This is a genomic window from Chitinophaga filiformis (assembly GCF_021646545.1).
GTDB classification, from domain to species: Bacteria; Bacteroidota; Bacteroidia; order Chitinophagales; family Chitinophagaceae; genus Chitinophaga; species Chitinophaga filiformis_A.
Map to the genome: position 1 here is coordinate 178358 of NZ_JAKIRP010000010.1, position 12194 is coordinate 190551.

Genomic DNA, 12194 nt, shown 5'->3' on the forward strand with positions numbered 1-12194 from the left:
ACAAGGGCCTGATCTTATTGTCCTGTCAGTATTTTTAAGTCGGAAACCGCTATCAGATAAGACAACTGAGCCGCATACATGTCGGCCTCAGATTTTGCCAATGAAGATTTTGCGTTGAGCAGATCAGTTTTCACATTAAGACCAGCAGCCTGCTTATCCTCCTGCAGTTTAAACGCTTCCTTCTGATAAAAAAGCGCTTTTTGCGCAACAGCGATCAATGCCTGCGATTGGCTAATCTTCCGGTAAGCTTTAGCGATATCATTGTCCACCTGCTGTTGTGTATACTGGATATTTTCCTCCGCCTGCTTTAGCTGGAACTGTCTTTGCTTTAATACTTGTTTATTAGAAAAGACGTCTTGTACATTCCATTTGAGGTTCACCCCTAAAAATGGGATATGAGAAGGTAATATTGCATTTCCATACTGATAGGAATAGCCGCCAACAAGGCCAAAATCGGGGATATTACTTTGTCTGGCTGCTTTGATGCCCAATAAGGCTTTAGATTTACTCAGCTTAGCTATCTGCATATCTGCGTTTGAGTCAGACGCCGCACTTTTATAACCTTCCAATTGGTCTATTGGCTGGACCTCCGGCTCAATTACTTCCAGTTTTAAAGATTGCGCATTAATACCTGTCAGGTTTATTAAGTCTCCCATATAATCCTGTAGCTGAATATTCAATTTGAGGATATTTTGCTCTTCATTGGCAACAGCAGCCTGCAGGCCCGCTTTATCTGCATTGGTCGTTTTACCTGCCAGTTGTGCATTCTCCAGATCCGTTAGTCTTGAACTGGCTAAAGCCAGCTTTGCTTCCGCTTCCTCCAGCTGCTTTTGTGTTATTAAAGTTCCGTAGTAAAGCTTATCTATTGCCTGTTTTATTTGCAGGGATATTTTAAATCGCTCTTTTTCTGTCACCGCCATATCAGTCTTATCTATTTCCAGTCCGGTTTTTATCTTAGCCTGCTGGGTAATAGGCTGGTATGCCAACATTCCAATGGTAAAGTTATTATGCTGGCCTACTTCAAAAGTCTTGTCAGTATTAGGAAGTAGTGCGGTATTAGTCGGACTGAGCTGCAACTCACCAATGGTACCAGCAGGTATGGTTATTTCTCCCAGGTTAAAATTGTATAAGTAATTGCCGTTCACCGTTGCTGAAGGATACTTCCTGATTTCATCTTCTTTGATCTTCGCCTGCTTTTCTTTTATTTGCCATTCCTTGATGGCAAGTGTATGGTTGTTCCTTAAAGCAGTGGCTTTTAACTGCTCCAGGGAGTACGACTGGCTATCCTGCGCTTTCAGCAAGCTGCAGCAGCAGAGGAAAGCCATGAATAAAAGGGCAAGATGTTTTATATATTGCTTCATTTCGCTGTTGACTTTATTGTTCTACATTAACAGGTTTTGACTTTATTCGGGATATATACATTACCGGAACAGAAAGCAATGCCATGATCATACTCCATACCACACCAAATGCCAGCACGCTTGCAAGTGGCGCCCACATGGGAGATCCGGATATAATCATTGGCAACACCCCAATAGCCGCCGCCATTGCTGTAAGGAAGATGGGCCTCAGACGCCTTTTACCCGATTCAATTGCCGCTGCTCTGATATCAAGCCCATGTTTCATCAGTTCATGCGTATGATCCACCAGGATGATGGCATTACGGACAACAATACCCGACAGTGCAATCAAACCAACAAAGGCAGTAAAGCTGAAAAAGTTACCTGTAACATACAATCCCATGATAGCGCCAAACAGGCTTAATGGTATTGTAAGCATCACAATCAGCACCTCTTTGATATTCCTGAACTGGAACAGCAGAATGAAGAATATCAACACAAGGCTCACCAATAGTGCAGCTATTAACTGCCCCAGTACTTCTTTCTTATTAAACTCCTCCCCTCCATATTCGATGCGGTATCCATTTGGAAGCGCCAGTTTATTTATCGCCGGCTGTATGGCGGCCAGCAACTCGGAGGGCAGTACACCCGGTGCTGTTTCGCTCTGAATAGTAAGCGTCCGTACACCATTACGGTGCATAATCCTGCCGGTTTGCCATTGAGGGCTCAAGTCAGCGATCTGCCTTAAAGGCACTGCCGCACCTGTTATCGGAGATTTCAAATAGAGATTCTCCAGATCGTTGGTTGATTGCCTGCTCTTTTCATCCAGACGTAGCAATATGTTTATCGGATCATTGCCTTCATACATGGTAGAAACAGCTGCGCCACTGAAGCCGGTATACACTGACTGAGAGATGCTGGTGGTTGTATAACCTAACCGGCTGGCCTCTTCTTTCAATCTTATGCCGATACCGTAATAATCCTCCGCAAAATCGCTTCTCACAAAACGGGCTCCCTTTGTATTCCTGACTATGTTGGTTACATCGGCCCCAATGGCCTTTAAATGATTGATATCCTCGCCAGTGATCCTTACTTCCACAGGCGCCTTTAAAGCCGATCCCTGCTGCATCAGCTTGACATAAGTGGTACCTTCAGGTACCAGTTCGCCTACTTTGCTGCTTAACTCCCGGGAGAGTTCCTCCGTGGTTTCTTCCGTAGTGGTATTAATCAGTATCTGCGCATAATTAGATGTGGGAAACTCTGGTGAGAAGTTATAATAAAACCTGGGCGAAGCAGTTCCTGTAAATGTTGCATATGACACTACACGCTTATCATTCTTCAACAATGCCTCTACCCGCAGGATAGCTTCATTGGTCGTTTCCAGCTTCGTTCCGGTCGGCATCCACAGTTCTACCACAAACTGGCTTCTTTCTGCTGCCGGGAAAAATTGTTGCCTTACACCCTTTGAAAACAGCAAGCCAGCAAAAATAATCGGCACAAGACTGCTGACAATTGTAAGCCGGGGATGTAGTACGCACCAATCCAGCAACGCATTATATCCATCCTGCATCAGATCCAGCACTGATCTTTTTTTCTTCTTTGCAGGAACATTATCAGTTTCCCCTGTGGTGGCTGGGTGCTGGTGAAGACCTTTCTTAATAAAAGTGTAACAAAGCAATGGCGTCAGCACCATGGCAACGAAAAATGAAGAAGCGAGGGCCACCGCGACTGTTATGGGCAGGGCGAAAATGAATTCTCCTACAGTACCCCTTAGCAGGATCATTGGCATAAAGGACGCAATAATGGTAACTGTTGCTGTCAGTACAGGTATTACCAGATCATTGGCACTACGCCAGGCGGCCGTCCACCTGTCCACACCTTCGTCCAGCAATTCCACATAGTTGTCTGCAATGACAATAGCATCATCCACCACCATTCCCAATACCAGTATTAACGCGGCCAGGGATACCTGGTGTAACTCAATACCCAATGCATGCATGACGGCAAATGTTACTGCCACCGTCATGGGAATGGCCATAGCTGCCACCATTGCTATGCGCAGCGGTAGTAATAAAACAACCACAACGATCACAGAAAGGATGGCCAGGAAGAACTCATGGATAAAATGTGAAATATTTTCATCTACTACGTGTGGCTGGTTAACAATAGTGGTGATCTTAACAGAGGAAGGAATAACCTTTCTGGCATCTTCAATCTTTTTATTCACATCTTCTCCGAACTTTACAATATTGTTGCCCTCCTGCATCTGAATGGAAAGCATCATCGCCTTATTACCATTTACGGTAATAATACTCTGCGGCTCCGCATAATCTCTTTTCAGGCTGGCAACATCACCCAGCTTAACTACTGCACCCGACTGGGAAGTACCGACAATCTGGCTGGCCAGGTCAGTTTCGGTATTATAATAACCATTGGTATACAGCGGCGCCTTGCTGCTGCTGGTTTTCACCTCTCCTGTTGCATTAATGCTATTCTGAGATTGCAATAACTTTACCACCTGGTCTGTACTTACCCCGTATTGGGAGAGCTTTTCCGAAGTAGACGATACTACAATCTCTTCCTGCTGTTCACCTATTCGTTTTATCTTTGAGGCGGCAGGAATAGTTCGCAGATAGTCCTCCAGGCGTTGAGCATACCGCTTTAATTCTTCATAGCTGGCGCTGTTGCTTTCCAACCCGATCACCATGGCTTCCGTATCGCCAAAATCTGAATTCACAATGGGCCCTCTTACTCCTTCCGGCAGGTCAATCTGTCTTGAGACGAGCAGTTGATGACGAAGTTTGCTCCAGAATATATCAGGTTGCTTCACATTCTCTGTAAGTTCCACGTTTACTACAACCACTCCGTCTTTTGTAGTAGAATAGGTTTTAGATTTATCGACCTCCTCATACTGAAAGAGGTACTGTTCGAGCTTCCTGCTAACCTGGTCTTCCACCTGCACAGAGTTGGCCCCCGGAAAGTATGCAATAACCAATCCCTGCCGTATGGTAATCTTAGGATCCTCCCTGCGTGGCATATTGAACAGGGAATTGACACCTATTGCAAAAAGCAATAACAATACAGACAAGGTTACATGCTTATACTTTAGTGATGATTTTATAATGTTCATTTGCAGTAATTATTTAGTAATAGTGATCAGGGAACCATCAGACAATCTTTTCTGACCGCCGGTAACTACGACCTCGTTCTCAGAAAGCCCTGATACAATCTCGATCTTGTTGTTCACCATACTTCCCAGACTTACTCTGCGCTGGAATACTTTATTCTGTGCTTTGTCCACCACAAAGACAAAGCTCTGATTGGCCAGGTCCTGCTGAATGCATTCGGCAGGCAACAGGATCACCTGTTTATTACTATTAGTAGCAATGCGCGCTTCCGCAATCATTCCCGGACGAATTATCAATCCCGGATTCTCTATCCCGATCTTTATTGTAAAAGCCCTGGATGTGGCGTCGGCAGCAGAACCGACCTCCATCACTTTACCGGCAAACGTTCTGCCGAGAGATGAAATACTAATGTTTGCAGTCTGACCTATTCTGATTTCATGCAGCTCACCCTCCGGAACATAGGCCAGTACTTTTACCGTTTTGATATCAGATACAATAAACAATGGTAAGCCAACGCTTACGATCTCTCCTACTTCTGCCTGTCTTTTTAACAATACACCGCTAACCGGCGAATACAAGCGGGTGTCGGACAGGTTTTTCTGCTGTAACTGCTGCTGAAGCTTCGCCTGCTGGAGGTTGAATCCTATTTTAGAAAAGTCACTTTCGCTGAGGCTTCCCCGGTCATGTAGTATTTTCAGGCGGTTAAATTCATCGTTCGCTGTACTTACCTGAACGTCTGCCAGCCCCTTAGCAATGGAATAACTGGTTGGATCGAGGCTGGCAATCAATTGCCCCTTGGATATATTATCCCCTTCGTTGTTAGAGATATAATTGATCTTGCCACCAACCATAAAGCCCAACTTTACGGTAGTATTGCCTTCTATATTTCCACTCACTGAAACTTCACCGGAGATGGTTGTGGGGTGTACTTCCTCAACTTTGACGGCTAAAGGTGAAGAAGTATCTGCGGACGTATGTGTTTCTTTATTCTTGCAAGCTGAGAAAAGCAAGATGGCAATCAGTGTAAAATAAAATAGAGATCGTCTCATCTTTTTATGTTTTATTATTCTGTGAAATATTGTTCTTGTATCGCTACATTTTCTATACCCAGAAAAAGCAGTACCTCTTTGACGTTTGCAGTAAATAACTCGTTACCGGATATAATGAAACTCATTTGCCGCATGGTGTTTGCATTCAATACTGCTTCAATCTCACTCTGCTGGATAGCCCATTGTCCGGTTGGCCTTTTTGAATAGTAGTATACCAATAACCGCGTTGGAAAATGCTTTTGGAGAATCTCCAATTCTTTTTGGAACTCGTATGGGTTATCGGCAGAACAATAAAGCAGCGACACATGTGTGTGGCCAGGTTTGGCAAGCCTGTCTTTTAAAGCAGGATAGATGGAGGCAATGCCTAAATCATCTGCAAAAAATACATAATGAATACCCATTCCTCATATAGCTTTTGTATTGATTAATAATTACAATGCAAAGCAAAGAAAGAAGTGCGGGACCACTTTTAATCTATATTAAAAAATGAACACTCAAAACCGGGTTTTGTTTCGTTGGGGGCAGGTAAACTAATATTTAGCTCTTATAACGCTTAGCGTTTGTTGGGTAATACCGAGGTAAGAGGCGATATGTCCGAGTGGGGCTCTTGACAGTATATTTGAATAATTATCCATCATAAACTTATAACGTTGCTCCGCCGTCTGGAACTGCAACGAATATAATTTGTCGGAGAACAGTTTCAGGAATTCAATGGCTACCATAAGGCCCAGCTGCTTAAATGCTCCTATTTCTTCGAGCAATGCATTAAAGTCCCTGAATAGGATTACTCTTAATGTTGTATGCTCCAGTACTTCTCTGCCATATGGGTCTACCCGGTTAAAATAAACATTATCCAGGGACAGACTAAACTTGTTCTCATCGAAGAAAAAATGCGTAATGTCTTTTCCGTTCTTATTATAAAACGTCCGGATCAGGCCCTTCTCTACAAAGAAGACTTTTTGGGAATTATTGTCGGGATGCATTAAAATGGTTCCCTTAGGATATGTCTCCGTTTTAAAGGCAGCATCAATGATAGCACTTTCCTCTTCGCTAAGTTTCACTTTAGTGTTGATATACTGGATCAGTTCCATATTTCACGCTATTGCACTAAAGATAACAGAAAAAACGCATCAATACATGTAATCCTTTTCCTTGGAACTAGCTGCCGGCATATACAATCTCCAAATGAAAAGCCAACAGACCATCTATGCCTGTAGATCAGCTTTAAAAAGTCTATGCTAAATTTTAACGCCTTAACATATCGCTCATATTTGACTACTTCCCATTCCTTATCGGTATTATCCTTGTCGTGAGCGCCGCAGGTAATACCGATGCCAAATACCGGGCGGGGTTGAACGAATATGACATTAATATCAAGCTGGATGATTTCGACAGGCAGAACATGGAAGATGTAGAAAACGTAACTTCCTTAAATACGGCAGACAACAGATAAAACTGTCACAGTTTGCATTTTTTGTGCCGATGGTGTATCACTTAGTGGATAAAGTGAAAGAAAAATTAGCACAGGGAAGGAGAACAGATGAAAAGACACTAACAGGAGTGCTACAGGCATACCCCCATATTATAACATCATTATAACATGGATTATTGATTGGTGCGAACACGAGCCCGTATCAAAAGTAAGATACGGGTTCTTTTTATTCGGATACCTGACGGAGACCGACAGGCTTTTAAGCTATTCTCAGGAGGCTCATTTATTTTTGGCACGTCCCTCTTTTCTATAGTTTACAACAAACGTATCCAACAAAACATAACAGGACTCCGTCAGGAGTCCCAGTGTTTGTAGCGCGGGGTGTAACCCCGGGACCGCCAGGGGCCAGATATTTGTAACACGCCGGTGCAACCCTAATACGGATATTTGTAACCGGGTCACCCCAAAACAATTCACAAAACACCTAAAATGCAAAAACCCTCAGCAATAGCTGAGGGCCTCTGTTGTCCCACCAGGATTCGAACCTAGACAAACTGAACCAAAATCAGTTGTACTACCATTATACTATGGGACAATCCCGTTATTTGGGATGGCGAAATTAGTATTTTTTCTCATTTCCCAAAAAAAAGTTTTAAAATTTATTCTCACCCAGCCACTTTTACTACCTTATCCACAATAGCGGCGGGCGGAATCCACTCCATACAGGCATGGTCTCCTCTGAAACACGGCTTATTACCAAATATTGAGCACGGGCGACAGGAAAGGCTTTCCAGCTGCACCGCATTAGCCTCACTCTGCCCAAATCCCATAAACCCGGCAAAAGGATGCGTAGCCCCCCAGACAGAGACCACGGGTACCCGGAACAGGGAGGCCAGGTGCATATTGGCCGAATCCATGCTGATCATCACATCCAGATTGCTGATAATGGCCAGCTCCGCCGGCAGTTTGAATCGTCCTGCCACCACAACTGCTTCCGGGTATTTGAGGGCCAGGGAGGTCAGTTGGGCTATTTCAGCGGCCCCTCCCCCCATCAGCAGTACTTTGACTCCGCGATGCTTCACCAACGCGGCCAACACCTCCTCCATCTTCGCCAGCGGATAGGTTTTTTCCTTATACGTGGCAAAAGGCGCCAGTCCTATCCATTTATCCCCGTTTTTAGGCCCTGTAATGGCCATTAGCTCCGCCGTAAGCGGCTGACGGGGAAATACAGGCCGGGTAGCATTAATGGTCAGGGATAGCCCCAATTGACGGAATACAGCGGCATATCGCTCTATAGTACTGGTCAGCGGCAGGAGGACCTTCTCCTCCGGTCTGGCCAGGGCCTTCTTTTCTGCCCTTCCCTTGTCTATGGCAGCCACGGGACAACCACTGAGCCGGAAAAACGTGCGCACTATCTGGGAACGTAGTACCTGGTGCAGATCTGCCACTGCGTCTATCTTCCACGATTTTCTGATCGCCTTGTAAAGCCGGTATAATCCCTTAAAGCCATTATGCTCCCCTTTCAGGTCCGCCGGAAAGAAGATCAGCCGGGGAATGCCTTCACATAAGGCCCCCCAGTTCTTATTAGAGACAAAAACGATCTGTATGTCAGGATTCTGCTCCAGGACCTGCTGCATCACCGGAATGGTCATAGCCACATCTCCCATGGCGGAAAAGCGGATAGACAGTATCGTTCTCAATTGTTCTGGCATATATTATTTCCCCTTATAAAGAACAGGGTTTAAGGCAGGATCATTATACATTTTCATCTGCTTGTACACCTTCATGTACTTCTTACCAGCGGCGATGTCCGCCAGCAACTGGGTAATAGCACTTCCCAGGTCACTGCGCTGCTCCAAAAGGATGTCCAGCTTACGCTGACAGGCTTCCCTGTGCGCTGGCGTAGCATCCGGCCGGGTAGCTTCCTCCCGCATGTGATAGATCTTTAACGCCAGTATAGACAGACGGTCTATTGCCCAGGCAGGACTTTCCGTATTGATGATGGCGCCGGCAGCTGGCTTCACATCTTTATATTTATCAAGAAAATAGCTGTCAATATATTCCACCACATCCGTACGCTCCTGGTTGGAACGGTCTATCCAACGCTTGATTTCCAATGCTTTCACCGGATCGATCAGCGGATCACGGATAATATCCTCCAGGTGCCACTGCACCGTATCAATCCAGTTTTTCAGATAGAGCAGGTGCTCAAAAGCTGTTTTTTCGTAAGGGTTCAGGATAGGCTGATGTACACTGTTATGCACATGATAATCGGCAATACTCTGATCAAATATTTGATTGTACAGTTCTGTAGACATGGGACAAAAGTATATAAATTGGCGAAATAGTCCATAGAAGGGTCCCCCTCCCCCCTCCAACCCTCCCCAAATGCAGGACTACAGAGTCTTAACATTCAAGTAACATGTAAGGCCTACATTTATTTTCCATTATAGCAACCACATATCAAACTATATGTCTGATAACCCATCCAGAATACTCTTTGGTCAATTATTTGAATCCAACAGGGAAAAGGTGTACCGGTTTGCATTCAAACTAACCGATGACCGGCAACGGGCGGAAGAGATCACCCAGCAGTGCTTCATCAAGCTCTGGGAAAACATGCATAAAGTACAGGAAGGACAGGATGTCTTCCCGCTATTGTTCGTATTTACCAAACACATTGTCATCGATGAAACACGTAAACTGTACCGCGAAAGAAAAACACTGTCCCAGATTTCTCAAAACCAGCCTGTCAGCAGCGAAAATGCTGAAGAAAATGCTTTACTCAGAAAAGAGTTTCACCAACACATGCACAGGGTGATAGAACAAATGCCGGAGCAACGGAGAAATGTCTACATCTTAAGCCGTGATAAGGGACACAGTAATAAGGAAATAGCCAGCCAGCTTTCACTTTCGCCAACCACAGTAAGAAATCATCTGACCCTTGCCCTGCAAGCCCTGAAACGGGAGTTAATGGTACATTACGATATGGAGACTAAATAATCCAATAAACCCACTTTATGGACATAAAAATCTTTCCGCGTAAGATCGTGTGCCTTTCCGGTATCATGGTATTGCTGCTTGCATGCCGTAAAGACGATGCTCCGCCCCCACCCGTACCCACCGGCCCGGTTACCCAACAGGAAACCAACAACTGGATACTGGACAGTATGCGGTATTATTACCTGTGGAACGACGCACTACCCGCCAGAGCCGATACCCAGCTGACGGCCCTGAACTTCTTCCATAGCCTGAAGAAAACGACCGACAGCTTTTCACAAATGCTCGATGCAAACAATATTTCCGGCACCGTTCAAAAGGATATCCTGCATGCATATGGCTTCAGTTATGCCGTCATCTCTATGGATGGTGTTCCCCAACCATTAGGGCTGATCAAATTTGTGATACCAGGCAGTGCGTCTGAGCTGAACGGATTACACAGGGGAGATTATTTCACCCGTATTAACGGGAAACTACTGACAGCGTATAATGCGGCAGCACTGGAAAACGAGTTGATGAAGGCTGACAATGGCACTGTCACAAAAGCCGTCGTTAATAACACTTCAGTTACAGAGCAGGAAGAGGTATTCGTAGAGAACAAACTACTGCTGGAAAATCCCCTGTATGCAAAAAAGATCTGGAGCATGGGGAATAAGAAGATCGGTTACATCTTCTATAATTATTTCGACGATTATTTTGATGATAACCTCTTAAGTGCATTTACCGGGTTCAAAAACAATAATGTCAATGAACTGATCATCGATCTGCGTTACAACCCCGGTGGCAGTCTGACAGCTGCTGCTGTCTTATCAGCACTTACAGCCCCGAACATTACAGCAAAGAGCGTATTTATAAAATACAGCGGCAACAATAAAATAGGGAATCAGTCTGCATCCTTCGAAAGCCTGCTGTCAGTACCATCAAGCGGTAAATATATTTCCTTCAGCAGTCTTGCCGCTGGCCGCTTATCACTCAAACGTGTTTTTGTCATCACTACTTCTGTTAGCGCCTCTTCATCAGAAGTAGTGGTCAATAATCTCAAACCGTATACACAGGTTGTCACAATAGGAGAACGGACATATGGCAAAGACAAAGCAGCGGTTATCATTAAAGACATGAGAACCCCGCAACGCATCACCTGGATGCTTTACCCGATCACTTATCTGTTGTCAAATGCTGCGGGACAAGGCAACTATCCCACAGGTATTACTCCCGACTACCCACTGAATGAATTAAATACACAACCGCTGCTACCTATAGGCGACTCCACCGATCCGCTTATCGCCAGAGCTATTCAAATCATCGATGGAGGTGGACGCCTGGCCAATACATCCTTTGCAACGACTACTACTCGGTCTTATTACGATAGCCGGAAAAAAGTAAGTGATGGTAGCGTAGTAATTATCCCTCACTAAATCAGCACAGCAACGAGAACATAGCAAGAAGAGTGAGAGAAAAATGGGGTTAACAAAACAATATAGTAATCAATCGTTGTTGTAACATATCAGCTAATATGCAACATCTTTTAATGGCTATCTCAGTTTGATCTGTATATCTGGGGTTACCTGTCTTCCTATAACATTCTTTATAACAGTTCTGTCTCCTGTTCCCATCAGGAACAGACCTGCACGCAGACTGTCCTGCCCTGCAATTCCTCTATGCCGGGTATAGGGATAAATGATCTGTACATGGTGCAAGACGCCTGAACTGTCGTCCGGCAGCTTACCTCCATAAGCAAGGCTTCCGTTTAAGCCAGCAAATCCTTTAATAATAGATAAAGGTACCTTTACCGGCGATTTCCCAAGCAATACCACTCCCATCTTTACACTGTTACAGGTGTGGAGTGTATCACTACAAGTCAGTGTAATCGGTGCATATGCCGTGCCCGGGGCAACAATCTTTGCACCACGGGTAACGATCAATCCACCATCAACGTTTTTCTGATCGTTCCTCAGCACTTTTAATAACGTACCTGGTTCGATGCTCAGGACAGCCTCATTAGCGATATATACCCAACCATCTATGTACCAGGTACGGTTATTAGTTAATAAAGTATTCTCTCCTATAATACCGCGCAGTGTATCCGTGGCAGGAATGGCCTGTAAGGAAACAACAGGAGTCGATGCATCTTCTTTAGAGCAAGCCGTGAACAGCAACAATAGCAAGCCTGCGATCGGAAAAGATCCGGACCACAACCTTATTATCATATTTCTGATCAGCGTGCTCATTGTATGAAGTAATTATC

Annotated in this window: 11 protein-coding genes and 1 tRNA gene; 3 read left to right on the top strand and 9 right to left on the bottom strand. The window is 44.8% G+C overall.

Features of this window, described 5'->3' with window-relative positions:
- Positions 1-14: 14 nt before the first annotated feature.
- The 5 genes from L3C95_RS22410 to L3C95_RS22430 form a co-directional block, all read right to left on the bottom strand.
- A complete protein-coding gene (locus L3C95_RS22410; protein ID WP_236390905.1) occupies positions 15-1361 on the bottom strand; it encodes a TolC family protein in 1347 nt (448 codons plus the stop codon).
- A 13-nt stretch (positions 1362-1374) separates the two neighbouring features.
- Positions 1375-4470, bottom strand: a complete 3096-nt coding sequence (locus L3C95_RS22415; RefSeq protein ID WP_236390907.1) for an efflux RND transporter permease subunit — start codon at positions 4468-4470, stop codon at positions 1375-1377.
- 9 nt (positions 4471-4479) lie between these two features.
- Positions 4480-5517 carry an efflux RND transporter periplasmic adaptor subunit gene (locus L3C95_RS22420; RefSeq protein ID WP_236390908.1) on the bottom strand — a complete coding sequence of 346 codons (1038 nt, stop codon included), beginning with the start codon at positions 5515-5517 and terminating at the stop codon, positions 4480-4482.
- 14 nt (positions 5518-5531) lie between these two features.
- The gene (locus L3C95_RS22425) at positions 5532-5918 is read right to left on the bottom strand and encodes a hypothetical protein (RefSeq protein ID WP_236390910.1); all 387 of its coding nucleotides are present in this window, start codon (positions 5916-5918) and stop codon (positions 5532-5534) included.
- Between the two features lie 129 nt (positions 5919-6047).
- On the bottom strand, positions 6048-6608 hold the full coding sequence (locus L3C95_RS22430; protein ID WP_236390912.1) for a Crp/Fnr family transcriptional regulator: 561 nt from the start codon (positions 6606-6608) through the stop codon (positions 6048-6050).
- Between the two features lie 218 nt (positions 6609-6826).
- Here L3C95_RS22430 and L3C95_RS22435 point away from each other — a divergent pair, with 218 nt between their 5' ends.
- The gene (locus L3C95_RS22435; RefSeq protein ID WP_236390914.1) at positions 6827-6970 is read left to right on the top strand and encodes a hypothetical protein; all 144 of its coding nucleotides are present in this window, start codon (positions 6827-6829) and stop codon (positions 6968-6970) included.
- A gap of 503 nt (positions 6971-7473) precedes the next feature.
- Here L3C95_RS22435 and L3C95_RS22440 read toward each other — a convergent pair.
- The 3 genes from L3C95_RS22440 to L3C95_RS22450 form a co-directional block, all read right to left on the bottom strand.
- Positions 7474-7544: transfer RNA gene (locus L3C95_RS22440), tRNA-Gln, on the bottom strand.
- Positions 7545-7614: 70 nt separating this feature from the next.
- On the bottom strand, positions 7615-8661 hold the full coding sequence (locus L3C95_RS22445; protein WP_236390915.1) for a glycosyltransferase family 9 protein: 1047 nt from the start codon (positions 8659-8661) through the stop codon (positions 7615-7617).
- Between the two features lie 3 nt (positions 8662-8664).
- On the bottom strand, positions 8665-9267 hold the full coding sequence (locus L3C95_RS22450; protein WP_236390917.1) for a DUF4254 domain-containing protein: 603 nt from the start codon (positions 9265-9267) through the stop codon (positions 8665-8667).
- 154 nt (positions 9268-9421) lie between these two features.
- Between L3C95_RS22450 and L3C95_RS22455 the strand changes: the two genes are divergently transcribed.
- Together L3C95_RS22455 and L3C95_RS22460 are read left to right on the top strand one after the other, a co-directional pair.
- A complete protein-coding gene (locus L3C95_RS22455) occupies positions 9422-9952 on the top strand; it encodes an RNA polymerase sigma-70 factor (protein ID WP_236390919.1) in 531 nt (176 codons plus the stop codon).
- 17 nt (positions 9953-9969) lie between these two features.
- Positions 9970-11364: a S41 family peptidase gene (locus L3C95_RS22460; protein ID WP_236390920.1), complete on the top strand. Its 1395-nt coding sequence runs from the start codon at positions 9970-9972 to the stop codon at positions 11362-11364.
- 117 nt (positions 11365-11481) lie between these two features.
- On the opposite strand, the gene L3C95_RS22465 is transcribed toward L3C95_RS22460, so the two are convergent.
- Complete coding sequence (locus tag L3C95_RS22465; protein WP_236390922.1) at positions 11482-12177, bottom strand: hypothetical protein; 696 nt, start codon at positions 12175-12177, stop codon at positions 11482-11484.
- Positions 12178-12194 lie beyond the last annotated feature (17 nt).